This window comes from Vulcanimicrobium alpinum, from assembly GCF_027923555.1.
GTDB classification, from domain to species: Bacteria; Vulcanimicrobiota; Vulcanimicrobiia; order Vulcanimicrobiales; family Vulcanimicrobiaceae; genus Vulcanimicrobium; species Vulcanimicrobium alpinum.
Genome location: NZ_AP025523.1, coordinates 2,594,074 through 2,618,699 on the forward strand (window position 1 = coordinate 2,594,074; position 24,626 = coordinate 2,618,699).

General features: G+C 70.0%; 23 protein-coding genes. 3 read left to right on the plus strand and 20 right to left on the minus strand.

What is annotated here, in order from left to right; all coding sequences use genetic code 11:
• Positions 1 to 5: 5 nt before the first annotated feature.
• The 4 genes from WPS_RS13335 to WPS_RS13350 all read right to left on the minus strand — a co-directional run bounded on the left by WPS_RS13335 (position 6) and on the right by WPS_RS13350 (position 8,525).
• Entirely contained in the window at positions 6 to 2,804 is a 2,799-nt protein-coding gene (locus WPS_RS13335; protein ID WP_317994969.1) for a zinc-dependent metalloprotease, read from the minus strand.
• 254 nt (positions 2,805 to 3,058) lie between these two features.
• Positions 3,059 to 4,657, minus strand: a complete 1,599-nt coding sequence (locus tag WPS_RS13340; RefSeq protein WP_317994970.1) for an ABC transporter substrate-binding protein — start codon at positions 4,655 to 4,657, stop codon at positions 3,059 to 3,061.
• 1 nt (position 4,658) lies between these two features.
• Positions 4,659 to 7,577, minus strand: coding sequence for a S9 family peptidase (locus WPS_RS13345; RefSeq protein WP_317994971.1), 2,919 nt, complete (start codon positions 7,575 to 7,577; stop codon positions 4,659 to 4,661).
• A 24-nt stretch (positions 7,578 to 7,601) separates the two neighbouring features.
• The gene (locus WPS_RS13350) at positions 7,602 to 8,525 is read right to left on the minus strand and encodes a branched-chain amino acid transaminase (protein ID WP_317997550.1); all 924 of its coding nucleotides are present in this window, start codon (positions 8,523 to 8,525) and stop codon (positions 7,602 to 7,604) included.
• Between the two features lie 237 nt (positions 8,526 to 8,762).
• On the opposite strand from WPS_RS13350, the gene WPS_RS13355 reads away from it, so the two are divergent.
• On the plus strand, positions 8,763 to 9,245 hold the full coding sequence (locus WPS_RS13355; protein ID WP_317994972.1) for a hypothetical protein: 483 nt from the start codon (positions 8,763 to 8,765) through the stop codon (positions 9,243 to 9,245).
• Positions 9,246 to 9,356: 111 nt separating this feature from the next.
• Here the strand turns inward: WPS_RS13355 and WPS_RS13360 are convergent, their stop codons facing one another.
• The 3 genes from WPS_RS13360 to modA are packed head-to-tail and all read right to left on the minus strand — an operon-like array spanning position 9,357 to position 11,694.
• Positions 9,357 to 10,022: an ABC transporter ATP-binding protein gene (locus WPS_RS13360; RefSeq protein ID WP_317994973.1), complete on the minus strand. Its 666-nt coding sequence runs from the start codon at positions 10,020 to 10,022 to the stop codon at positions 9,357 to 9,359.
• The gene (locus WPS_RS13365; protein WP_317994974.1) at positions 10,019 to 10,792 is read right to left on the minus strand and encodes an ABC transporter permease; all 774 of its coding nucleotides are present in this window, start codon (positions 10,790 to 10,792) and stop codon (positions 10,019 to 10,021) included. The genes WPS_RS13360 and WPS_RS13365 overlap by 4 nt, the downstream gene beginning before the upstream one ends.
• The gene (modA, locus tag WPS_RS13370) at positions 10,789 to 11,694 is read right to left on the minus strand and encodes a molybdate ABC transporter substrate-binding protein (protein ID WP_317994975.1); all 906 of its coding nucleotides are present in this window, start codon (positions 11,692 to 11,694) and stop codon (positions 10,789 to 10,791) included. The genes WPS_RS13365 and modA overlap by 4 nt, the downstream gene beginning before the upstream one ends.
• Between modA and WPS_RS13375 the strand changes: the two genes are divergently transcribed.
• Entirely contained in the window at positions 11,693 to 12,142 is a 450-nt protein-coding gene (locus WPS_RS13375; RefSeq protein ID WP_317994976.1) for an ATP-binding protein, read from the plus strand. The two genes, modA and WPS_RS13375, sit on opposite strands and share 2 nt — an antisense overlap.
• On the opposite strand, the gene WPS_RS13380 is transcribed toward WPS_RS13375, so the two are convergent.
• The 10 genes from WPS_RS13380 to WPS_RS13425 form a co-directional block, all read right to left on the minus strand.
• Positions 12,139 to 12,291 (minus strand): hypothetical protein, encoded by a 153-nt coding sequence (locus tag WPS_RS13380; RefSeq protein ID WP_317994977.1) that lies wholly within the window; start codon positions 12,289 to 12,291, stop codon positions 12,139 to 12,141. The genes WPS_RS13375 and WPS_RS13380 overlap by 4 nt on opposite strands.
• Positions 12,288 to 13,316: an NAD-dependent epimerase/dehydratase family protein gene (locus tag WPS_RS13385; protein WP_317994978.1), complete on the minus strand. Its 1,029-nt coding sequence runs from the start codon at positions 13,314 to 13,316 to the stop codon at positions 12,288 to 12,290. Before WPS_RS13385 ends, WPS_RS13380 begins: the two co-directional genes overlap by 4 nt.
• Positions 13,286 to 13,810 (minus strand): hypothetical protein, encoded by a 525-nt coding sequence (locus tag WPS_RS13390; RefSeq protein WP_317994979.1) that lies wholly within the window; start codon positions 13,808 to 13,810, stop codon positions 13,286 to 13,288. The genes WPS_RS13385 and WPS_RS13390 overlap by 31 nt, the downstream gene beginning before the upstream one ends.
• Positions 13,811 to 15,388: a DHA2 family efflux MFS transporter permease subunit gene (locus tag WPS_RS13395; RefSeq protein ID WP_317994980.1), complete on the minus strand. Its 1,578-nt coding sequence runs from the start codon at positions 15,386 to 15,388 to the stop codon at positions 13,811 to 13,813. It abuts the gene before it with no gap.
• On the minus strand, positions 15,385 to 15,606 hold the full coding sequence (locus WPS_RS18390) for a hypothetical protein (protein ID WP_479688262.1): 222 nt from the start codon (positions 15,604 to 15,606) through the stop codon (positions 15,385 to 15,387). Before WPS_RS18390 ends, WPS_RS13395 begins: the two co-directional genes overlap by 4 nt.
• Positions 15,607 to 15,782: 176 nt before the next feature.
• The gene (locus WPS_RS13405) at positions 15,783 to 16,865 is read right to left on the minus strand and encodes an IS5 family transposase (protein ID WP_317994189.1); all 1,083 of its coding nucleotides are present in this window, start codon (positions 16,863 to 16,865) and stop codon (positions 15,783 to 15,785) included.
• Positions 16,866 to 16,955: 90 nt separating this feature from the next.
• Complete coding sequence (locus WPS_RS13410) at positions 16,956 to 18,530, minus strand: TolC family protein (protein WP_317994982.1); 1,575 nt, start codon at positions 18,528 to 18,530, stop codon at positions 16,956 to 16,958.
• Positions 18,527 to 19,819, minus strand: coding sequence for an HlyD family secretion protein (locus WPS_RS13415; protein WP_317994983.1), 1,293 nt, complete (start codon positions 19,817 to 19,819; stop codon positions 18,527 to 18,529). The genes WPS_RS13410 and WPS_RS13415 overlap by 4 nt, the downstream gene beginning before the upstream one ends.
• The gene (locus tag WPS_RS13420; protein ID WP_317994984.1) at positions 19,816 to 20,067 is read right to left on the minus strand and encodes a nuclear transport factor 2 family protein; all 252 of its coding nucleotides are present in this window, start codon (positions 20,065 to 20,067) and stop codon (positions 19,816 to 19,818) included. Before WPS_RS13420 ends, WPS_RS13415 begins: the two co-directional genes overlap by 4 nt.
• 2 nt (positions 20,068 to 20,069) lie before the next feature.
• Entirely contained in the window at positions 20,070 to 20,252 is a 183-nt protein-coding gene (locus WPS_RS13425; protein WP_317994985.1) for a nuclear transport factor 2 family protein, read from the minus strand.
• Between the two features lie 104 nt (positions 20,253 to 20,356).
• Between WPS_RS13425 and WPS_RS13430 the strand changes: the two genes are divergently transcribed.
• Positions 20,357 to 23,059, plus strand: a complete 2,703-nt coding sequence (locus tag WPS_RS13430; RefSeq protein WP_317994986.1) for an ATP-binding protein — start codon at positions 20,357 to 20,359, stop codon at positions 23,057 to 23,059.
• On the opposite strand, the gene WPS_RS13435 is transcribed toward WPS_RS13430, so the two are convergent.
• From WPS_RS13435 to WPS_RS13445, 3 genes are read right to left on the minus strand one after another with little or no spacing between them, the layout of a single operon-like run.
• A complete protein-coding gene (locus WPS_RS13435; protein ID WP_317994987.1) occupies positions 23,014 to 23,541 on the minus strand; it encodes a VOC family protein in 528 nt (175 codons plus the stop codon). The genes WPS_RS13430 and WPS_RS13435 overlap by 46 nt on opposite strands.
• Positions 23,538 to 24,191 carry a dienelactone hydrolase family protein gene (locus WPS_RS13440; protein WP_317994988.1) on the minus strand — a complete coding sequence of 218 codons (654 nt, stop codon included), beginning with the start codon at positions 24,189 to 24,191 and terminating at the stop codon, positions 23,538 to 23,540. The genes WPS_RS13435 and WPS_RS13440 overlap by 4 nt, the downstream gene beginning before the upstream one ends.
• Complete coding sequence (locus WPS_RS13445; RefSeq protein ID WP_317994989.1) at positions 24,152 to 24,535, minus strand: hypothetical protein; 384 nt, start codon at positions 24,533 to 24,535, stop codon at positions 24,152 to 24,154. Before WPS_RS13445 ends, WPS_RS13440 begins: the two co-directional genes overlap by 40 nt.
• Positions 24,536 to 24,626 lie beyond the last annotated feature (91 nt).

Genomic DNA, 24,626 nt, shown 5'->3' on the forward strand with positions numbered 1-24,626 from the left:
GCGCGCTAGATGTTGCGGATGTTCTGCGCGCTGAGCACGCCGTGGACGCGAGCGTGCAGGTCGAGCAGGTGCGCGCGGGTCCCTTCGTCGCTCGCTCCCGCGGCGCCGCGGACGAGCCGTTCGTCGAGTCTGGTGAGCTGGTAGCGCGCCAGCGCCTGCGTCTCGCGCGGCAGGCCCAGCTGATCGGCGAAGAGCGACGGGAGCGCCGCGATCTCCATCTCCAGATCAGCGAAGCGGCGCTGGAGTTCGCGATGCGCCGGCGTGATCGACCGGCTGCCGACGTCGTCGAAGACCGCCGCGTTCGTCCAGGCGTAGAGATCGGCGAGCGTCATCGTCTCGCCGGGGCGCCGCACCTTCAGCTCCTGGTCCGCGACGCGCGCGAGCGTGAGCGGCGAGAACATCTCCGCGATCACGTCGTCCTGCACTTCGCCGATCACCTCGCGGATCGGGAAGTCGGGACGGACGATGCGGTTGGCGCCCCAGTGCACGCCGTAGCGCGTCGGAGCCGCCGCGTTCAGGAGTTCCGGCGGGTAGCGGAACGCGCGCGACGAGAGAATCGAGCGGTCGATCAGGCCGAAGGCGCGCCGCTGTTCGGCGCGCGGAATCGAAGCGAACGGCAGCGGCGCGCCCGGCTGATCGCGATGCGAGCGCGAGGTGTAGATTCCGCCGACGTACTTCGACGCGAGCAGCCCCGCATCGAGCTGATCTTCCAGTACGGTGATCAAACCGGTCCGCAGATCCTGATAGGTGCGCGTATCGCCGCGGTAGTGCCGCGTGAGCCCCTGCGTCACCGCGTCGTCGACGCGCAATTGCTCGTCGATCGAGGCCAGCGGATCGCTCCCCAGATCGAAGCGCTGAATGCGCGGATCGATCGAGAGCACGCTGGCGTCTTCGTCCGTCCCGTACGCGAGCCCGGGCTGGGTGGAGCGCGCGGCGATTCTGCCGAGCGCGACGCGCTCGTCGGCGGAACTCCGCACGTTGGGGAAGCTGCGATAGCCGTATTCGATCGCCCACTCGTCGTAGACGCCGACGCGCGTCGGGAAGTAGTCGGCTTGCCGCATCCCCGGCGCCGCGATGTTGGCGGGCGTGTAGTCCATGACCGAGGCGGTAGTGCCGTGCACGCGCGTGAACGCCGGATCGTGCAGTTGGGCGGTGCCGTACGCCGTCGAGCCGCGGAAGTTGTGCCGCAGTCCGAGCGTGTGGCCGACTTCGTGCATCACCGTGGCGTAGAGCCACTCCTGCGCGTAGCGTTCGCGGTCGGCGGCGGTCGCACGCGGATTCTGCGCCAGCATCAGCGTCCCGAGCGCCGCCTGGGCGACCGAACCTTCCTGATACGCGCACACCCGGGCGTCGTCGTCGCCGTCACCGTCGGTCGGTGCGCTCACTGTCAAACCCAGCGCCTTCGCTGCGTAGGCGTTGCGCGCGGCCGCCTGCTGAGCCGGCGCGATGCGGTCGACATAGCCGCGCTTCACGCCGCGCAGCGACTCACCGTCGATGACGACCTCGGCGCGGATGATCTGTCCCGTGTCGGGATCGCTCACGTGCGGACTGTAGGCGCTGAAGTCGGGCTGGACCGACGTGATCCAGCGAACCGTCGTGTAGCGCGCGTCGTCGGGGTCCCAGTTCGGATCGTTCGGCGGGTCTTTCACGACGATCGCGTGCGGCCGGCCGACCTTCGCGAACGCTTCGTTCCAGGCCAGGATCCCGCGCCGGACGGTCGCGCGATACTCCGTCGGGATCTCGTTGGTCAAATAGAATGTGATCGGACCGTCGTCCAGATTCCAGCGATCGATGAACCGCTCGAACGGCGTCACCGCGGCGTCGTTGCCGTAGCGGCGGCGCGCGGTGATGAAATAGCCGATCCGGTCGTCGGCGAGACGCGGCACGAAACGCGGGTCGCGTTCCGGCGGCGCAACGATGCTGTAGTGCATCACCACCGGGATCCCGCGCCCGTCGGGGACGGTCGGCAGCGCGTTCGCCGGCCCGTTGAACGCCAGGTTGACGCTCACTTCGTCGTTGCGCGGTAACGCTTTGGTCGCGCCGTAGTACGACTTGCTCGCATCGACCGAGAACGACGGCCGCACGCTGAGCACGAGCAGCCCCGGCAGCGACGGCGGCGTCACGCCGCGCCCCAAATCGCTCCCCACCCCCTCGAAGTCGGTCAGGAAGATCGACGGCGAGACGACGGTATGCTTCTTCTCCGGATCCTCGGCGACGATCGGCGTCGAGAGAATCACCGAATCCGCAACGCTGATCGCGAGCGAGTTCGCCGCCGCCGACCCCTTCTCGGCAACGTACCGGGTGTTCGGCGTAATCCACAACACCCGCTTGCCGACGCGCTTGAACGTGACTTGCAGCGGATCGTAGACCCGCCCCGCAAACGCCCCGCTCCCGACCCCGCGCTCGATCGACGGCAAGATGATGTACGTGCGATCGAAATTCTCCGGCTTCAGATCGAAGTACAGCTCTTCGTCCTTGCGCAGCAGATCGATCACGCCCGCCTGCGGAGCAATCCCCTTCGCAAACGCCGCATATGACTGCGGATTCCCCAGCGTCAGCCCGAGCGGCAGCGCACTCGCCGACGGCGACGCCCCACCGTTCACCCGCACGCCGCCGGGACCCGGCGACCCCTGCGGCTCCGGCGAGGGCGTCCCCAGCGGCGAGACCGGCACGGGCACCGGCGTCCCGCTCGCCGCCGCCTTCGGCACCGCCGAAGGCGCAGCCGAAGCCGCCGCTGCCGCAGGAACCGCGTTCCCCGCACCCTGCGCAGCGGCAAACGACGCCGTCACACTCAACGCAGCCACCAAACAAACCGCCACAAGCCGCACCATCGAGCCGGAAAGATTCCACACCCCACCCGCCAAGCCCGCCGCGCGCCCCCCGGGCCCGACCATGTCGGCGCCTGCGGTGCGCGGCTGCGGCGGGCACTCTGAACGAGCGCAGGCCCGGAGGGCCGAGAGCGACGTGAAGACGTAGCGTTCGTCGCGCACGACGCGCGAGGAACGCGTGCCCGCCGCGACCGCACACCGCAGGCGCCGACCGCCACCACCGACCCCGCTCAGCGCGGCGAGAACGTCCAATTCCCGGCGTTTGCCGTTTGCGTGATGAACGAGGGCGTGAACCCCCCGAACCCGTCGCGCAGCGCCGAGATCTTCACCGGCGATCCGAGAAAGTGCAGTGGCACATCGCGCACCAGCAGCGCTTCGATCCGCGCGTACGCGCGTTTGCGCGCCGCCGGTTCGTACGACGCGAGCGCCTCCCGCTGCGCCGCGTCCATCGCTGCGCTGCAGTAGAACGAATGGTTGTAGCCCGCCGGCGGCCGGTCGGCGCAGAGAAATTGGCCGCTATCGTCGGGATCCATTCCCGCGAACCAGCCGTACAGCGCGATGTCGTACTTGCCGCGCGGCAGGATCCCGCCTTGCGACGCCGGCGCATCGTAGATATCGCTGTTGTAGGAGTGCACGTCTGCCCGCACGCCGATCGAGGCGAGTTCGCTCTGCAGGAGCACCGACTCACGGCGGTAGCTCTGCGAGGCGCCGAAGATCGCGAGGTCGAGACGGAGCGGATGCGCCGGCCCGTACCCGGCTCTCGCGAGCAGCGCACGCGCCGCGGCGGGATCGTGCGGGATCGGCGCGAGGTGCGGATCGGCCGCCCACAGCACCGCCGGCAGATCGGCGATCGCGCGCTGGTAGAAGCCGTAGACGACGTTGCGGCGAAACGCCTGCGCGTCGGCGACGAGCGCGACGGCGCGGCGGACGCGCACGTCGGCGGCCGGCCCGCGGCCGTTGTTCATCATGATCCCCCAGTACCCGTTGATCGGCGTCGTCGCGAGCGTGACGTGCGGGATCGTGCGCGCGAGCGCCGCCGCGTTCGCGGAGAGGTTGATGAGGCCGTCCAGTTCGCCCGTGCGCAGTCCCACGAGCTGCGTGTTCTCGTCGGCGATGAACCGCACGCGCAGGCGCGCGATGTGCGGCGCGCCGCCCCAGTACTGCGCGTTCGCTTCCAGATCGACGCGATCGCCGCGCTGCCACGACACGAACCGGAACGGTCCCGTGCCGACGGGATGCTGGGCCAGCGGCGTGCGCGACGCGTCGCCGCCGGTCAGCAGATGCGCCGGCGAGAGATAATACGGAGCATCGCTCTCGGCGAAAACGGTTCCGACGAACGGCGCGAACGGTCGCTTGAGACGGAAGCGCACCGTGAGCGGATCCGGCGTTTCGACGCGCGAGACGACATCGTAGCCGTGGCGCGTCTCGACCGGATTCGCCGCGTTCATCACCGCGCGAAACGACGCCGCGACGTCGGCGCTGGTGAACGGCGAACCGTCGTGCCAGCGGACGCCCGAGCGCAGACGGTAGGTGATCGTGAGGCCGTCGCGGCTGATCCCACCGTTCGCGCGCGTCGGAACGGCTGCCGCAAGGGCGGGGATCGGATTGCCCCGGGCATCCGACGAGATCAGCGGATCGTAGATGAGCCGCAGCATCTCGTTGTCGTCGACCGACTGGCCGAGGAACGAGACCAGCGTGTGCGGCTCGACGACGAGCGCGATGCGCACCGGCGCCGAGCCGTGGCCCGGCGCCGCCGCCGACGACGGTGCGGAACCCCCGCAGCCCGCTGCCGCGAGCAGCGCGATCAGCGTGACGACGCGGCGCAGCACCTCAGTCGGGCTCGCCGAAGAGCGGGTGCACGTTGCGTTCGCCGCGGTGCAGGTAGTCGACGCCGTCCATCCACGCCGGCCGCGGCGCGCCCATCAGCCAGTAGTCGAACCACTCGTCGAGATGCACGGTCCAGTACTTCTGCGCTTCTCGGCCGCGCAGATTGTGGTCTTCGCCGTCGAACGAAAACAGATACGCTTCCTTGCCGAGCCGCCGCATCGCGGTGATGTACTCGATCCCTTCGAACTGCGGTACCGCCCCGTCGAGTTCGTTGTGGATCGTCAGATACGGCGTCGTCACGCTGCGGATCCCGAACAAGCCGGAATTCTCGAGGTAGAGATCGGGGCGTTCCCACGGCGGCGCGCCGATGCGCGACTGGCCGCGTTCGTACTGCGATTCGCGGACGTTTCCGCTCTCGAGCCGGATCCCGCCGTACGCGCCGATCATGTCGTCGACTGCCGCGCCGGCCTCCACCGCGCGGAAACGGTGCGTCTGCGTGATCAGATAGTTGATTTGGTACGCGGCCCACGAGTGTCCCGCGATCGCGAGCCGCTTCGGGTCGACGTATCCAGTCGCGATCGCGGCGTCGACCGCCGGCATGATGCAGTGCAGCGCGCTGCGCCCGGGATGCCCGGCGACGTACTTCACGTCGGGAAGCAGCATGACGTACCCGCGCGAGACGTAGCGCGCAAAGTTCGGGCTCGTCCCCGGCGCGGGCGTGCTGTACGTGTGGAACGTACCGGTGAAGGTCTCGTAGAAATACGTGAGCAGCGGCGCGGCACGGTTCTTCTGCAGGCCGTCGGGGACGATGAGGATCGCGCGCATCGGTGCCCCGTCGCACGCGCGATAGGAGATCAGCCGTTCCGTTCCCCACCGGTAGTTTTTCTGCTGCGGGTTGGCGTCCGTGACTTGCACCGGCGCTGCGAACGACGCGTCGGTCGCCCACAGATCGCGAGAACGCCGGAACGACTCGCGCGAGAACACGTAACGATCGGCGCGGCGCGCGGCGAGCGGAGGCTGCGTGTAGCGGTGCAGGCTGTCGTTGAAGACGGTGCGCGTCCCCTGCACGATCTCGTCGGCACGGAAGAGCGACTGCGGGACGCCGCCGCCGGCGGGGAGCCGGGCGTACCCGCTCGCGTAGGTGCGGGTATCGATCTGCGCGAGAAGCAGTGGAGTATCGAGCGCGTATGCGTCCGCCTCGCGATCCGGCTGCACGGCGGAATAGACGGTGCGCGCCGCGCGGCCCGCACCGCGCGTGAGATTCGTCGCTGCGCCGGTCTCGGGGTTCGCCAGCCAGATGTCGTACTGGTCGTACAGCAGCACGCCGCGATCGCCGGCGATCCAGCCGCCGGTGCCGTACGGCGGCGGCGGTGCAGGATGATCGTCGTCGACGTTCCAGAACGCGATCGGCGCGCGCGTCGCGAGCATCGTCCGTTTGCCGTCGGCGGTGCGGATCGCTGCCCAGTGCCGCGACCGTTCTTCCCACAGCAGCGCGTAGCGGCCGCCGGGCGAGAGCGATCCTTCCTGTGCCCCACGCGCGAGCAGCCGCCGCCCGCCGTCCGCGAGCGCGACCGCGTACAAGTCGGCCCGGTCGTCCGCCGTCCACGAACGGGAGCGGCGATACGCGCGGTAGTCTTTGCCCAGCGCGACGGCGGGGTTGCGATTGACCTCGACATCGCGCAGCGCGGGCGAACCCAACTGCGCGAAGCGCTGCGCCGCGACGTCGTAAACGGCGAGATACGTGCGCTTGCGTTCCTGCTCGGCGTCGTGCTTCTGCTGCGACTGCAGCACGTCGTCGTGCCACGTCCACAGATCGACCTTCATCGGCTCCGGCGTCCCGGACGGGCGCGGTGTCGGCGCCGCCGCGGTTCCGAGGAAGACGCGCGCGCCGTCGCGCGAGAATTCCGGCGCCCGGTCAGCGCTCGGCGCCGTGCCGTCGGCGAGCCCCGGCGTCCCGAGATCGACGGCCTTGCGCGCAGCGAGCGGCGTCGCGCGCAGATCGACGACGTAGAGAGCATCGTGCGGGACATCGCCGGCAAACGACGCGGCGTCGCTGAGAAACGCCAGCGACGAGCCATCGCGCGCGAACGCCGGCTTGCGGTACCGTCCGGCTCCGGTCAGCACGTCGGTGGTCGCGGCGCGCGCGACGTCGTAGACGTGCAGACCGTCACCGCGGCCGTCTTTGGTCTCGGTCGCGTACGCGATGAAGCGGCCGTCGTCGGAGACGGCGATATCGGTCGCATTCGGCGCCGTGACCGATTTCGCGGTTGCGAGATCACGGATCGTCACCGGGGCCGACGGATCTTTCGTCTTGTCGGCTTTGGGCGCCGGCGACGCCGACGCGGATGGCGACGGAGCCGGAGACGCACCGGGCCGCGGCGATGCGGCCGGTGATGCGCTCGCCGCCGGCGCAGCCGACGGCGACGGCGAGGGCGACGGTTCGGCGCGATAGGCGATCGTCGTTCCGGCGTCTTTCGGAACCGCGACGATCTTGACGTCGTCGACGATCGTCGCGCCCGCGGCGCTCTGCAGGTCGAGGATTCCGATCCCGTTCTTCGGCTGCTGCGCTTCGGGCTTCTTCGCTTTCTTCGCGGCGTCGACGTCCTTCTTCGCCGCAACGTGCGTGAAGACGACGAAGCGGCCGTCGGCGGTGAACGCCGGAGCGTTGCCGCGCGGTTCGCGTCGTTCGGCGCCGCTGCGCAGATCGCGCACGACCAGCGTCGGATCGCCGTCCTCGGGCGTCAGCGCATACGCGAGATGCGTGCCGTCGTCGGAGAGGACGGGCGTGCGGATCGCGTTCCAACCGTCATACGCGCGATAGTCGAGCGGCGGCGGCAGTGCTGCGGCGGCCGCCGTCCGCGGCACGGTGGGCAGGAGCGTGCACGCGAGCGCAAGCGCGAGGGTAGCACGGGCGCCGAACATCCGGCGTCCGTACCTCCGCAATCGCTAGGAAACCTGCGTCCCGACCGGCGTCAGCCACGGACCCGGTGCGGCGCGTTCGCCCCGGACGACGGCGTGGTAGGTGGTGCGCAGCCGTTCGGTGATCGGCCCTTCCTGCGCCCAGTGCGTGTCGTCGATCCGCGAGATCGGCACGACCTCGGCGGCGGTGCCGGTGAAGAACGCTTCTTCGGCCTGCTGCAGATCCTCGAGGGTCAGCGGGCGCACGCGGCTGGTGATCCCCGCGTCGCGCGCGAGCGCGAGCACGCTCGCGCGCGTGATCCCCGGGAGGATGTCGGCCTCGGCGTCGTTGGTGATGAGCACGCCGTCGCGCACGACGAAGATGTTTTCGCCCGAACCTTCGGCGACCTCACCGCGATCGTTGAGCAGGATCGTTTCGCCGAAGCCGCGGTTCTGCGCGTCGGCGAGCGCGCGGATCGAGTTCGTGTAGTGACCGCCGGCCTTCACCGTCGAGGGCAGCGCGCGCGACGGCGTCTTCATGAACGGTGAGATCGTCGCGGTGATCGTCGCGACGCCGCCGGCGAAGAGACCGTCGAACGGCAGCACGCCGATCATCACGTGCACGGGACACTCGCGGCCCGGATTCAGACGCACCGTCTCGCCGCCGAAGAACGCCAACGGACGGACGTACGCCGCACTGCGTCCGCTCGCGCGCACCGTCTCGACGATCGCATCCAAAAGTCCCTGCGCGTCGTAGGCGAGCTCCATGCCGTACGCGGCCGCGCCGGCGATCAGCCGGTCGACGTGTTCGCGAAGCCGGAAGATCGACGGTCCGTCCGGCGTCGGGTAGACGCGAATCCCTTCAAACACCGACGAGCCGTAGTGCAGCGCGTGGGTGAGCGCGTGCACATGCAGCTGGTCGTCGTCGAGGAGGCGGCCGTCGAGCCACACGGTGGTGGCGGTCCGGGTCATCACGGGCGATCTCTCCTGGTGAAACGACGAACGCCCCGGCCTTGCATCGGCCGGGGCGTTCGTTCGCAGGTGTTTTGCTGGGGTCTTACGCGAACGACGATCCGGCCGGCGGGCAAATCCCGACGGTAAGAGAGAACACCGGAAACGCGTAGCGCGACGCCATCGGACGCCCACCGTAACACGCGCTCTGCCGGACGGTCAAGCCGCCGCCCCCCTCGCCCATCGCGGAGGTTCTCGATGAAACGGTTCGCGCTGGTACTCGCGACCCTGCTGCTGGCCGGCTCGCGGCCGCTCGCCGCGGACGCCGACGCATCGCGACAAGCCGACGTCGAGCGCAAAGGCAAGGCCGTGATGCCGTTCGATCAATCCGCATCGATGCACGTGTTCGTCCCGACGGCGCGCGGCGGCGTGCAGACCGTCATGGTGCACGACGGCGATCCGGCGCAGGTGGCGCTGGTGCGGTCGCACCTGCGGGCCGAGGCGGCGCGGTTCGCGCGCGGCGATTTTCGCGACCCGGCGGCGATCCACGGGACGCGCATGCCGGGGCTGCGGACGCTGAGCGCCGGCGCGGGCCGTATCGCCGTCACGTACGCCGACGTCGCGACCGGGGGCCGCATCACCTATGCGACGGGCGATCCCCGTCTCGTCAGGGCCTTGCACGCCTGGTTTGCCGCGCAGGTGAGGGACCACGGTCGCCGCGTCATGTCTTCGCTGGAGTAAGAGGAGGCGAGGAGGTTTGAGCACGCGCGGAAGCGGGTACCAAGGTCGGCGAGGGTCTCCCCAGCACAACTTCTCACTACGCCCTTGGGATAACGGCGCCGTCCGCACCAACTACGAGGTGGACGGCGCCGCTCTCGTTTCGGGGCTCAGTAGCCCGCGCTCGATGCGCAGCACCCGTGCGCCGAACTCGACGATATCGGCCTCGTCGTGCGTGACGAGAACGACCGGGACGTCGAGCGCTCCCAGCGTTTCGCGGACGGTGCGGCGCACGGCAGCGCGCGTCGCGGGATCGAGCGCGGAGAACGGTTCGTCCAGCAAGAGGGCGCGCGGTTCCCAGGCCAGCGCCCGCGCCAGCGCGACGCGCTGGCGTTCCCCCCCGGAGAGCGCGCGCGGCCGCGCGTGCGCGAGGCGGTCGATCCCCAGCCGCTCGAGCCACGTGCGCGCGACCGCGTCGCGGTGCGCGCGCGCGATCCCGCGCGCAGCGAGCCCGTAGCCGACGTTCGCCAGCACGTCGAGGTGCGGGAAGAGCGCGTAGTCCTGAAAGACGTACGCGATGTTGCGGTGATACGGCCGGACATGGTGGGCGCGGTCGTCGAGGATCGCGTCGTCGAGCTGCACGATCCCCTCGCCCGGACGCGTCAGCCCCGCGATCGTGCGCAGCAGCGTCGTCTTCCCCGCGCCGCTCGGCCCTGCGAGGACGGTGACGCCGCGGTCGAACGTCGCGGCGATCGTCAGCGTGAACTCGCGCAGATGCGTGCGCACCTCGACGCGGATCATGCCGCGCGCCGTTCGAAGATCCGCGCCGTGACGACGACCGCGATCGCGACCGTGATCAGCACGATCGCGAGCGCCGCGGCGAGATCGAGATCGCCGCTTTCGAGCCCGAGATACACGGCGAGCGGCAGCGTCTGCGTGACGCCGGGGAGGTTGCCGGCGAACATGATCGTCGCCCCAAACTCGCCGAGCGCGCGCGCCCACGCCAGCACCGCGCCGCCGGCGAGCGCCGGCAGCGCGAGCGGGACGGTGATGCGCGCGAAGGTCCGCAACGGCCCCATCCCCAGCGTCGCCGACGCGTCCTCGAGCGCGCGGTCGACGCTCAGAAATCCGGTCCGTGCGGCGCGCACGTAGAACGGAGCACCGACGAAGATCTGCGCGATCACGACCGCGGCGGTCGTGAACGCGAGGCGGACGTGCAGCGCGTCGAGCAGCGGCGCCGCGGCGCCGAAGCGTCCAAAGGTGAAGAGCAGCGCGAGCCCGGCGACGGCGGGCGGCACCACGATCGGAAGATCGACGAGCGCATCGATCGCAGTCCGCCCGCGAAACGTGCCGCGCGCCAGCACGTAGGCAAGCGGCGTGCCGAACAGCAGGGTCAGCGCAAGCGAGCACGCGGTGGTGACGAGCGAGATGCGCAGCGCGTTCTGCGCCGCACCGCTCGCGAGCGCAGCGGCGAACGACGCGGGCGAGAGGTGCAGGTACAGCATTGCGATCGGAGCCGCGATGAAGAGCGCGAAGAGCGCCGCGGCGGTCGCGACCGCGGCGCGAATCATTCCTCGAAGCCGCGCGCTTTCAGAAAGGCAAGGCCCGCGGGCGAGGTGATGAAGTCGACGAACGCCTTCGCGCCGCTCGCGTTGGGCGCCGCCTTGAGCACCGCGATCGGATACGTCGCCTGCGGGGCGGTCGCGGGCGGAAAGCGCAGAACGCGCACCTTCGACGCGATCTGCGGCGTGACGTCGGTCGCATAGACGATTCCGGCGTCCGCCTCACCCAGCGCCACCTTCGTCGCGACGGCCTTCACGTCGGTTTCTTCGCTCACCACGTTCGCGTTCACACCGGCGACGTAGTTCGCGCCAAACGCCGGGTCCTTCGCCAGAGTGACCAGCGCCGTGCGCGCGTACGCACCGACGGGAACCGTAGGCGCGGCGAGCACGATCTTGACGCCGCCCTTCGCGAGGTCGGCGAGCGACGCGACGTTCCGCGCGGAGGAGCGTACCACGACGACGAGGCTGTTGTGCGCGAGCGTCTTCGGCTCGTTCGTGAGCGCGGAGACGCGCTGCATCTGCGCCGCGTTCGCGGCGACGAACACGTCGGCGGGCGCACCTTGCAGGAGCTGCGCCGCGAGCGCGTCGGAGCCGCCGAAGTCGAAGCGCACCATCGTGCCGCCGCTCGCTTTGGTGAACGCCGGAGCCGCGGCTTCAAAGGCCTCTTTTAACGATGCCGCCGCATAGACGATAACCGGATCGGCTGCGCCCGCAGCGAGCGGCGAGGCGACGAGCCCCGCGACGGCGGCGATCTGCAGCATGGTGATGCGACGCATGGCCCGACCCGCTACGACCGTCCGCGCGACACGACCTGTCGCGCGCGGGGGCAGGGATACTCCTGCTCGCGGAGCATCCTTACGGCCCGCCCTTCGCAGCCGCATCTCGTCCGGCGGGGATGTGGAGGGAATCATGTCGGCACTGGACCCGCGTCTGGAGCACGATCGCGTCGTGTTGGAAGACGACGAGGAGCGTTGGACGGTTCGCGCGGCGCACGCAAAGATCGCGGCGCGTCTGCGGCACGCGTTTCGCGACTACCTCGAAACATACGGCCATCCCGACTCCGACTTCGCCGCCGCGGAATCGGTGTACGGCGAGCTGATCTCTACTTGCGTGCTCCACGCACCCGGCGCGATCCGCGTCGAGTTCCGTTGGGCGGACGCGACGCTGACCGTCACCGACACCAGCGACCGGCTGCGCATGTGGCCGTTCTCCGCCGACGACAGCCGCGCGGAGTCGACGCATCACGCCTTCGCGATCGTTCGCGGGCTGTGCGATCACGTGCGCGTCACGCGCGATCCCGACGGCGGGACGCGCGCAAGCGTCGTGCTCCCCGTGACGCGCCGGGAGACGCGCCGCTAACCGGCTTCCGCCAGCGCTTTCGTGCCGGCGACGCCGGCGCGCAGCGCCGCTTCCCACGGACCGGCCTCGACGTCCGCCGGATCGTGCGGCGTCCAGTTCATGAGGAACTCCAGGACCACGCCGTCGCGCTCGTAGATCGCGTTCGTCACGAAACCGGCGAACCGCGGGTGATCGACGAGTTTGAAGAGCACGACGCGCGCCGACTCGTCCCAGACGATGATCTCGTCGAGACGCGCAGGGGCATGACGTCACGGCCTTCGAATTCGGTGCAGTCGCCAAGCAGGGTGTCGCGCAGCGGCGCCCGCGACGGACGCCATTCCGGCGGTGCTTCGCCGGGATCGGCGAGCGCGTCCCACGTCGCCGCGTCGGCGTATTCGCCCAGCAGCGAACGGGCCTCGGCAAGCGGCCACGCTTCGGTCTCGCCGCGTCCCCGCACCGCGAGCGCGACCAGCGTCGCGAGATCGCGCTGCGCGAGATGTTCGCGCGACGACGGAGCGTACACGCGGGCGGCCTCGCCCGTCTCGAGGATCGCGGCGTACGCATCGGCGAGATCGTCGACGTGCACCGTCGACCAGCGCGCGCTGCCTTCGCCCACGTATCGCACGCGGCCCCGTTCGCGGGCGTCCCGCAGCATCCCACGCAGCACGACGCCGCCTCCGCGGCGTCCGTACGCGAGCGGCGGACGCACGACGCTGACGGCGACGCCGCGCCGCAGTCCGTCCAGCGCGCGATACTCGTTGGCGACGCGCCAGTGCCACGGCGGCGCGGCGGCGTCGGGACGCTCCTCGGCCGGATAGGCGGCGATCCCCGGCGGGAGCGCGAGCGTGCTGGTGTATACGAGCCTGTTTCCGGTTCCCTTGAGCGCCTCGATCAGCGCGTCGACGGCACGCCGTTCGACCGCGCCGCCGTTGGCCGGCTCGTACGCAGCGTGGACGATCGCGTCGGCGCCGTACGCGTGCTCGAAGAGCATCTCGAGCGCGCGCAAATCGAGGACGCGCGTGCGCGCGCCCGACGCGCCCGCGCTTGCGGCCTGTTGGTCGTCGCGCACGAGCGCGAGCACGTCGTGGTCGCGACGCCGCAACGCGCCGACGATCGCCGCACCGAGATAGCCGCCCGCACCGGTGACGACGACGCGCACGTCGATCAGTGGCGGCCGGCGGGCGGGACGGCCCACGTGTAGGCCGTCGACGGCTCGACGTTCGGCGGCAGATCGATCGGCGCCGCCGTTCCGGCGGGACCGAGGTGCCGGATGAACGCATGGATCGCCGCGAGGTCGCGATCGCTCATCTTCCCGTGGCTGAAATTCCACCACGGCATCGGCCCGGGACCGTTGCTCGTTCGAAAGAGCTGAACCCAGGCCGTCACGGGAAGCGCATGTGCGAACAGCCGCAGATTCGGCGGGTACGCGGTTCCCCACGGCCCGCGCGAACCGACGCTCGAGCCCGTGAGCCACGCCGATTCGGGGAGCGTGCCGTTCGAGACGGCCCAGCCCGGCGTATGACAGTCGTTGCAGCCCGCGGACTGCACCACATAGCGGCCCGCGGCAATCTGAGACGATGCTTCGACGTGCGGCGGTCCGGCGGCGACGCCGCCTCGTGCGCACCACGCGATCGCCGCGGCCGCGCAGGCCGCCGAGAGCAGTGCCCAAACACCGGAACGAGCGAACAATCAAACCTCCATCGCGACGCGCGCGGGGGCGCCGTCGCCGGCGCGGCGCGGCCGCAAGAAGACGACAAGCGGAACGAACACGAACGTGAGCACGCCGACGAAACGCGCCGTGTCGGCGTACGCGAGAACGACCGATTGCCCGGCGACGAGCGCATCGAGCCGTGCGCGCGCGCTCGCCGAGCGTTCGCCGCCGTGCTCGGCGAGGTACGCGCGCACCGGAGCACGTCCCATCGCGACGCGTAAGCCGAGTTCCGTCTGATGCAGGGTCGTATCGCGCGCGATGAGCGTAACGAGGATCGCGGTCGCGATGCTCCCGCCCATCTGCCGCGCGAGGTTGAACATCGACGACGCTTTGGGAACGTCGTCGATCGGGGCACTCGAGAACACCACGAGCGAGAGCGGGACGAAGATCTGCGCGAGGCCGAGGCCGCTCAGCGCGAGGGGCCACAAGAACGTCCAAAACGATGAGATCGACGTCGTCACGTTCGCGAGCCACAGGTTCGAGATCGCGAGCATCACGAAGCCGGCGCCGATCTGCAGCCGCGGGTCGGTCTTTCCGCTCGCGGCGAGCCGCGCCGACGGCGGCGTCAGCAGCATCACGAACAGCGCGCGGAAGAGAATCACCTCGCCGGCCATCGTCGCGGTGAAACCGAGCGACGATTCGACGTACTGCGGGAGCGTCACCAGACTTCCCATCAGCGAGACGCCCAGACACATCCCCAGCAGGCTCCCGGCGGCGACGCCGGGATTCTTGAGCACGCGCAGGTCGACGACCGGCGCGCGCGTTCCGAACAGCGACCACGTCACGAACGCTGCGAGGCCGCACGCGGCGAGCACGGTCATCGTCACGATGAGCCGGTCGCCGAACCAGTCCTTCTCCTGTCCTTGGTCGAGGACGTACTGCAGCGCGCCCAGGCCGACCGCGAGCAGCGCCACGCCCACGGCGTCGAGCGGGAGCCGTTCGGCGCGTTCGGGATCGCGCAGAAAACGCGCGACGATCGCGGCGGCCAGCAGCCCGACCGGGACGTTGACGAAAAACACCCACGGCCACGAGAAGTTGTCCGTGAGCGTCCCGCCCAGCAGCGGCCCGATCGTCGGGCCCACCACCGCGCCGATCGCAAAGACGCCCTGCGCGATCCCCTGACTGCGCTCGGGATAGGTGTCGCGCAGGATCGCCTGCGAGGTCGAGATCAAGCCGCCGCCCCCCGTCCCCTGCACGACGCGCCAGAAGACGATCTCGGCGAGCGAGTGCGAGAGACCGCACATGAGCGACGCGCCGACGAAGATCGAGATCGACGCGAGATAGTAGCGGCGCCGGCCGAAGCGGTGCTGCAGCCACGGCGTGAGCGGGATGACGACGGTGTTCGCGACGAGATACCCGGTGACGACGAACGCGCCTTCCTGCTGGCTCGCGCCGATGTTCCCTTGGATGTACGGCAGCGCAACGTTGACGATCGTCGTGTCGATCAGTTCGAGCAGCGTCGCGAGCACGATCCCGATCGTGATGATCGCGCGGCGTGCGCCGTACTCGACGACGGGGCTCCAGGCGGCGTCGCGGGATGCGTCGCTCGCGCTCATCGTCCCGCCGCGACGCCGGTGCCAGCCCGCTCGACGTCGATCCCGTTGCGCGCGAAGATCGTCCCGGTCACGCGTTCGAGCTCGACGACAGCTTTGTTGTAGTCGGACTGTGCCTGCAGTTCCCGCCCCTGATTGGTCGCTAGGTCGACGAGGCGCTGCAGCACGAGAAACGTCGTCGAACTGCCGCGCGCGAACTTTCGCTGTTCGCTCTCGTACACCGTCTGCGCGGCCTCGCGCGCCGCGCGCGACGCGCCTAGCAGCCCCGTGAAAAAATCGGCGCGTGGTTCGCGAACTGCCCGTTCAGCACGGTTTTCGGGAGGTCGGCGGACCTCTCGAAGCCCGTTGCCGAGCGGTTCATCTCGAAAACGCCCCCTCGGGTCAGCATCACTTCGCATCATGTCGCGGCCCTCAGATTGCGTATCCTGATCAAGTTGTACGCCGCGGCCGTCCAGCGCACAATGTCGCCGACCAGATCAAGCCCGCGGAAATGCACCTTGCGCAATCGGCCGATCGTCTTGCCCCACCCGAAGCTCTCCTCGATCAACTTGCGCCTGCGTTGACTCACCGTGTAGCCCGGATGGCGGACGGTTCGGCGGTCGATCGCGCTGCGGCGACGGGTCGTATTTTGAGCAACGTGCGGCGTCACGTTGAGCGCTCGCAACGCCTCGACAAAGTCTTTGGTATCGTACGCCTTGTCGGCGCCGAGCGTGATTCGGTTGCTTCCGCTGACCCCGCGAATCAATTCCAGCGCTGCTTCGCGTTCGGCGATCCCGGTCGCGCGAGTGGTCTTCACGCCGACTATCAAGCCGTTGCGATTCTCCATCAGAGCATGTCCGAGATAGCCGAGAATCGCCGGCGCGCCGCTGCTCTTGCGGTACAACCGCGCGTCCGGATCGGTACTCGAGACGTGCGTCTCGTTGCTGCGCGGCCGGCCACGAAAGTTCACGCCCTCGTTGCGACCGCCGCTCGAGGTCGGCGGTTCGTCGTCCGACTTGGGCCGAAAGCTCTTGTGGCTGGCCCACGCCTCGATTAGCGTCCCATCGACGGTGAAATGCTCGTTCGAGAGCAGTTCGTCGGCACGCGCCCGCTCGACCACGGCGGCGAAGAACCGCTCGGAGATTTCGCCATTCAAGAACCGATCGCGGTTCTTGCTGAACGTCGAGGGGTCCCAGATCTTGTCGTCCATGCTCAAGCCCACGAACCAACGAAAGAGCAAATTGTAACGCAACTGCTCCAGCAGCATCGGCTCGCTGCGGATCGAGTAGAACATTTGCAACAGCAAGGCTCGCAGCAGCTTCTCCGGCGCGATCGATGGCCGGCCCCGTCGGGAGTAGAGCTTGGAAAACTCCGGCGAGAGTTCGCGCAGAATTTCGTTGACCATCACGCGCATCGGGCGCAACGGATGATCGCCGGGCACGGTGTCTTCCGGCTGCAACGTCGTCCAAACGGATGCACGCTGCTCATCATGAGTCCGCATCGGCCGCAACCTCACCAAGGTATGAGGAGACTTGCTCTTATAATACGCGAAAAACGCCGTCACGCCAACATCAACTCGGCCGATTTTTCATCAGCCTGCTAGACGGTAGCGCGTCTCGCGCAGCACCTGCACCGCGTTCGAGGCTTCGGCGCGAAACTGCTCGAGCAGCGCGATCTCCTGCACGTCGAGCGACGCCAGCTGCGCGCGCGCCGCGGCGAGGTTCCCATCGGCGGCGCGGTTGCGCAGAGGAAGCCCGAAAACGAGCTGGGCCGCGATCACGGGATACTGCGTTTTGGCGAGCTGGGAGAACGCGCTGCCGAGGCTTCCGTTCAGCACGCTCGGCGGCTGCAGCACGTTGCGGGCGCTCCCCACGAGAGTCGGAATCTGCTGTCCCGGGGGCAGGGTGCGATTCGCGTTCGCAATCAACGCGTTGAGCGCCGCGAACTGCGTGCCGAGCGCCGCGGCGATCGGGTTCGCGGCGTCGACGTTGGGGACGCCCGCGATCGCATTCGAGGTCAGGTTGAGTTGAAAATCCGCCTGCGGCCGGCGCGCGTCGCGCGCGTACGCGACGTTGACCTCGGCTTGCCGGCGCGCATCGCGCAGCTGCGCGAACTCCGCGCGGTTGCGGATCGCCGCTGCGACGGCGTCGTCGACCGGCGGTTCGTCGGGCGCCTCGCCGGGATTCGTGACCGGCGCCAGGTTGGCGCGCCACAGCGGATCGCCGGCGTCGGCGAGCAGCAGTCCCTTGAGCGTGTTCTGCAGCCGCGCAACGTTCTCGAGCGCCGAATAGACGGCGTCCTGATAGACCTGTACCTGCACGTTCGCCTCGGCGACGTCGACCGCCGCCGCGCGGCCCGCCCGCACCAGCCGCACGTTGCTCTGCGCCTGCGCGTACGCTTGCTGCAGCGCGGTTTCCTGAATCGCGACGTTGCGCCAGTTCGCCACCAGGTCCCAGTAGGCGTCGGCGACCGCGGCGACCGTCTGGCTCGCCTGCAGCAGCGTCGCGTCGGTCTGCGAGCGTTCGCCGATCACCGCCAGCGCGAGGGCACGGCGCGCGTCGTCGCTGCGGCTGCCGCGCAGCAGGGGCTGGGTGAGCGCCACCTGCAGCGACGCGGGATAACTCGTCGAGAACCCGGCGCCGACTTCGTTCGTCGTCGTGCGCTGCGCGTTCAGCGCCGCCGAGAGCCGCGTCCCGCCGTAGGTCTGCGCGGACACTTGCGCGAGCAGGCCGGTCGTGTCTTGCGTGTACGCTCCGAACGCCGGTCCCGTGACCAGCGGGTTGACGGGGGCGTCGACCGCGTGCGTGTACGACGGCACGACTTGCAGTTTCACATCGTACGCACCGCGTGCCGCGACGATTTGAAACGCGGCGATCCGCCGGTTCGCTTGCGCGAGCGAGAGGCTCGTGTTCTTCATCAGCGCCATCGCGATCGCGTCGCCGAGCGCGAGCCCGACCGCGGGCGCTGCGGCGACGCCGGCGATCTCGGCGGGCGGCGGCGCGCCGAGCGGGACAGCGTAGCCGGTCCCCACATCGGGGACGTGCGGAAGGTTCGGCGTCGGGACCGGCGCGGGCGGGCGTAGCGTGACCGGCCGCACCGGCAGATCGGCGGCACCGGCGCCCATGAGCGCGACGCCGAGCACGGCCCAGAGCGCTCGGCTGCTCATCGGATGCGGACCGACGGGACCGCCGACATCCCCGGCCGCAACGGATCGTGAGGATCCTCGTCATCCACCTTAATGCGCACGGGGATGCGCTGGGTGATCTTCACGAAGTTGCCACTGGCGTTCTGCGCGGGGACGAGCGCGTACGTGTTCTGCGACGCCGGGCCGAGCGCGACGACGCGGCCGTGAAAGACGCGATGCGGGTACGCGTCGATGCGCACGTCGGCGTCGGCGCCCAGACGCATCCGCTCGATCTGCGTCTCCTTGTAGTTCGCGGTGATGAACAGCTTGTGCGCCGGGATGATCGTCAGCAGCGACTGGCCGGGTGCGACGCTCGCACCGACCTCGACCGCCTTCTGTCCGATCGTGCCGTCGACGGGCGAGCGCACTTCGGTGTAGCCCAATTGATCCTCGGCGCTGCGGACGTTCTCGAGCGCCGTCTCCACCTGCGCGGCGACGGCCTGCGCGTTCGCGGCCTGGGTCGCGATCCGCGACGGCGCATCGGACTCGCGCAGCCGGCCTTGCGCGGTCGAGAGCGATCCGTTTTGCGCGTCGACCGCGGCGCGCGCGAGCCGCACGTTGATCAGCGACGCCTGCACGCGCGCCCGCGCGGCTTGCGCCGCCGCATCGGCCGCCGCGAGCGTGCTGCGCGCCTGCGCCGCCTGCGAGCGCGCCGCCACGTACACCGAACGGTCCGCTTCGAACTGCGCCGCCGAGACGTCCCCGTTGCCGAGCAGTTCGCGCGACCGCGCGAAGTCGTCGCGCGCTTTCGCCTCGGCGGCGAGCGCCGCCGGCAGCCCCGCGGCCGCCGTGGCGCGTTGCGCCTCCGCCTGCGCCAGGGTCGCCCGGTCGATCTCGACCTGCGTCGCGCTTCCCGCGAGCTGACGGGTGGCGCTGACGACGCTCGCCCGAGCGCTGCGCACGCCGCCGCCGTTCTCCAGGTTCTGCGCGCTCTGCGTCTCGCGGGTGTAATCGACCGTCACCGCCGCCGCGCCGGCGCTCGCGCGCTGCGCCGCGAGCGTCGCGCGCTGCTGGGCGAGACGGCGGCGTTCGTCGCGATCGTCGAGGCGAATGAGCAGCTGGCCTTTGCGCACCGGCTGGTTCGTGTCGATCAGGATCGCGTCGACGCGCTCGGCGATCTTGCTGGTGACCGTCACGACGTCCGTGTCGACTTGCGCGTCGTCGGTCGTCTCGTGCGCGGCGGCGTACACGATCGCCGGAACGCCCCACACGAGCAGGCCCAGAACGATAGCGCCGGCCGCCGCCAGCGAAGCGATGCGGCGGCGGCTCATGCAGGCTGCAGCGCGACGATCGTGCCGTTCACCTCCGGCTGATCGACGTAATAGAAGCGATACCGCCGTTCCGCGAACCGCCAGCCGTCCGGCGTACGCACGAGGAGATCGTCGTAACGGCCGAAGTTGCGGTGGCCGGTTCCCGCGACGGAGCGCGCGAACTCGTTCATCGTCGTGTGCGCGGTCGCGCGATCGCCGTCGACGGTGACCGCGCTTTCGTGCGCCATCTGCACGAAGAGTCCCCACATTTTCAGGAGGGTATCAGGCCCTCGGCGATTGCGCCGACGCCGGAGAAGCGCGCGTCGATCGGCGGATCGATCGCCCACACGGCGTCCGGCGTCCATAGCGTCCGAAAAACTGCAAAGTCGCGCCGGTTGATCGCGTCGGTGAACGCGGCGATCGTTTGCGTGACGGCAACGGTCTCTGAGATCATGCGCCGATCATGCGCGACAGCACGGAACTTTTGGTAGAGTAGCGCTACTCTATCCGGGTGAAAGGAACACCGGTGCCGACGACCCTGCAGACCGGAGGCGTGCGATGATCTCCCCTTCGCTCCGTGCACCGGAGACGATCGGACGCGCGCGCGAAACCGCGTTCCTGTCCAACATGCTGGCGCGCGTGCGCACCGAACGGCGGCCGGCGGCGGTGCTCGTCGAAGGTGCGGCCGGGATCGGGAAGACGCGAATCGTCGAGGACGTGCTGGCGGCGCAGGAGCCCGGTGCCCCGGCGATCCTCGCGACGCACGCCGAGACGGTGCGCCGTCCGCTCCTGGGCCTGCATCTGGGCTTCGATCGCGCGTCCCGCGCGTGCCGCGAGAGCGCGCGCGAGACGCTGGCCGAGATCACCGCGCTCCTCGGTCCCGAACGCGCCGCGGAGAAAGCGCGCCGTTTCGCCGAGATCGCGAAGCTGATCGGGCGGCTGGCGGAGCGCAGCGCGGTGACCATCGCCGTCGAAGACCTGCAGTGGGCCGACGCGACGACGATCGAACTGCTCCGCTTCCTCGCGGGGCAAGTCCGCGCGGTTCCGCTGATGCTCCTCATGACCGCGCGCACCGGCGGACGCGAGGAATGGCGCGAGCGCTTCCCGCACGCGGCGCGCGTCCAGCTCGCGCCGCTTTCCTCGGCCGACACGCTGCTGCTCCTGCGGCGTACGGCGAGCGAACTGCGCGACGCACCGCTCGAAGCGCTGCGCGAGATCGGCAGTCTCGCCGCCGGCAACCCGTTCTACGCGCTCGAATTGCTACGGCATCGGATGGAGGGCGAGCGGGCGATGCCCGTTACGATCGCCGCGCCGATCCGGCGGCGTTATAGCCGGCTCCCTGCGTCCGCGCGGGCCGTCGTCGACGCAGCGGCCCTCGCGGATACGTTCGCAATTGGCGATCTCTGCGCGCTGAGCGGTCTCGACGGCGCCGGCGTGCGCCGCGCGCTGGAAGCGGCCGAACGCGCGCAGATCGTGCGCTGCCGCGCTGCGGCATGGTCGTTCGTCCATGCGATCACCCAAGCCGCGATCCGTGACGCGATCCCCGCCGAGCGTTCCGCGCCGCTGCACCGTGCGATCGCCGAACGCCTGGAGTCGCGCGGCGACGCGGACGCAGCGCGCCTCGCCCACCACTGGCGCGGCGCCGGCGAGGCCCGCCGCGCGGCGCGGTTCAGCGTCACCGCCGGCGACGAAGCGATCGCGATGTCCTCGTTCAGCGATGCGATCCCGCAGTACCGTCACGCGCTTGCCGTCGACGGCGTCGACCCCGCCGAGCGCGCCCGAATCCTCGAACGGCTGGGATTCGCGTCGCTGGTGTGCGGGCGATTCGCCGATGCGGAGCCGGAGTTGAACGCGGCGCTCGAGGCGTACGAGGCGCTGGGCGATGCCGACGGCGCGACCCGCGTCGACCTGCACCGCTGCCGCCTGCGCCACATGCTCACCGATCTCGACGGCTCCAACGCCGCGCTCGAGGGCGCGCTGGCACGGCTCGCCGATCGTCCGCCGTCTGCGCTTTCGATGAAAGCCTGGGCCGCCGCGGCGCAGAACGCCGCCTACGACGCGGATCGCCCCGGGATGCGCCGCGCGCTCGATGCGGCGATCCCGTCGCTCCCGTTCGCTGAAGAGACCCAAATCGGCGCCTTTCACAGCGTCGCATCGAAGCTCACCGCGCTCGACGGCGACGTCGACGCGTTCCGGGTCCACGCGTCGGAGGCGGTCGCCGCCGCCGAACGGTCGCGCATCATCGAGCCGCTCGTCGCAATTCTCGCGAACGTCGGATCGTACGCACCGTTTCTCGGCCTGGGCGGATACGGCCGCGAACAGCTGGAACGCGCGCTCGATCTCGCGTACGAGTTCGGGCTGCCGTTCCACGTCACCGGGATCGCGACGCAGCTTGCGCGCTTCGCGTTTTTGGAAGGGCGGATCGGGGACGCGTCGGCGGCGCTTGCCGGGGCGCTCGCAGCGCAGCCCGCGCACGCGACGACGATGGGGCGCCTGTGGAACGCCGCGGTCGGAATCCCGATCGCGCTCGCTACCGCCGACGAGACGCTGCTCGAGCGCTGCACCGCGCTCGGCGCGGTCGACGAAGCGGTCGGAACGCGCAACCCCGAACTCGTCGGGATGGCGGCCGTTGCGCACGCACGCCTCGCCGTCCATCGCGGCGACCGCGCCGGTGCAGCCGCGCTGCTGAAGCGCGCGCTCGAGGCGATCGGGACGTCGACGATGCCGCCATTTCTCGGCGCGTGGATCGCCTTTGCCGGCGACGACGAGACGCTGCGCGCGGCGCGCGCGCACGCCGAGCGCGCCGCGAACCCCGCCGCGGTGGCCGAGTCGGCGCTGCTCGAGAGCGAGGACGCACGGCGCCGCAAACAGCGCCGCGCTGCGGCCGACGCCGCCGCGCGGGCCGCGCAGCTCTATGCCGATCTCGGCTGGCCCGCGTATCGCGCGTACGCGCTCGACGCCGCCGGCCGGCGCGGCGACGCCGTCCGCGCGATGGAGGACCGCGGCCTGCGGTTCGCGCCGGTGCAAGGCGACGAGCGCGACGACCCCTTCGACGCGCTGACGCCGCGCGAACGCGACGTCGCGCGCCGCGCGGCGGCGGGACTTTCAAATCGCGAGATCGCCGCGGAGCTTGCCCTCAGCACGCGCACCGTCGAGAACTACCTGCAGTCGGCGTTCGAACGCCTGCGCGTGCGGTCGCGGGGCGAACTGCGCGACTACGTCGGCGCGTGCGCCCGCCGCGCGACCGGATCCCAGACGTAGTCCCAGTTCGGCTTCTCCATGTGCTGCGAGAGCGGCACCGCGGCGAGATCGGGGTAGCCGCCCCAGCAGACGAACTCGAGCACGTTTCCGTCGGGATCGTGAAAGTAGATCGAGACGGCGTCGGTTCCGCGGTGCGTCCCCGGACCCCAGTACGGGACGCCGTGCGCTTCCAGGTGACGTCGAACGGCGGGCAGATCGTTCGGACCGACCTTGAACGCGTGATGCGTCCCCTCCGGAGGCTTGCCGTTGAGTTCGTGGCCCAGCAGTTCGAAACGCTGGCCATTGTCCATCTCCATGAAGATGTGGATCGAGCGGCCGAGTTTGCGATCTTCGGGGCCGGCGCCAAAGACGTGCGGACCGTTGGCGTCGGTGAAGACGTGCGCGCTGAAGATCGTCTCGTAGAACGTCTGCGAGAGTTCGGGGTCTTTGCACGGCAGGCTGAAGTGGTCGATGATCCCGATCCCGTGCGGGTTGTTTTTCACGTCGGTGCTCCTGCGAAGCGGTCGGCGAAGAACCGCAGCGTGCGCGCCCACGCGTCGCGCGCAGCGGCGGGGGTGTAACTGGAACGCGTGTCGTTGAAGAACGCGTGCGGCGCGCCGTCGTAGACGAACGCTTCGAACGGTTTGCCGGCGGCGCGCATCGCCGCGTCGAACGCCGGGACCAGCGACGTCAGGGGCGCGTCGGCCCCGCCGAAGTGACCTTCGAGCGGCGTCACGATCGCCGCGGCGCGCGCCGGATCGGGGAGCCGGCCGTAGTAGATGGATGCGGCGGCGACCGCCGCGCCGCGCGCGAGCAGTTCCCCGACGAGCGCGCCGCCCATGCAGTAGCCGATCAGCCCGATCGCATCGGCGCGCACGTCGGCGCGCGAGCGCAGGTACGGAATCGCAGAACCCAGATCGTCGGCGTATGCCGAGAGTTTCGGCATCGTCGTCTTGCGCCACGCCAGCGCGCGCTCGATCGCCGCGCGCCGCTCCGGCGCGAGCTTCGCGAGTTCCGCCGACGGATCGTCGAGCCGCGAGAGCGGGAGCGCGGCGTCGATCTCCTCGACGGTGAGCGTCTTGCGCGTCGCGTCGTTGCTGTAGAGGTCGGGCATCAGCGCGAGATAGCCCTCGCGTGCGAACCGCCGTGCCACGTCGAGGATGTGCGGCGCGACGCCAAACGCTTCCTGACCTCGCGGATGCGCGCGCGCTGGCGACGGTCGCGCTCGTCGGCCGGGGCGTTCGCCGCGCGGACGCCGAGCAGGAGCAGGCGCGCCGCGCGCTCGTCACCGAGGCCGGCGATCAGCGACTCGGCCTGCGCGACCTCGTCGCCTTCGAGCGCCAGCGGACCGAGGCGCGCGGTACGCAGCGCCAACTCGCCGGCCAGGCGGCGCACGCCGGGACCGGCGTCGTCGCAGAGCGGCACGCGAACGCCGGCGGCCAGCTCGCTGCGCCCGTCGGCGACCCCCAGCGTGCGGCGGCGCGCGTCGTAGCGCACTTCCCATGGGGACGGGACGAAACGAAACGTCGTCTCTAAAACCTCCTTCGCCGGAAAATACTTCGATGGTCGAAGGAAATTTCATTCTGCG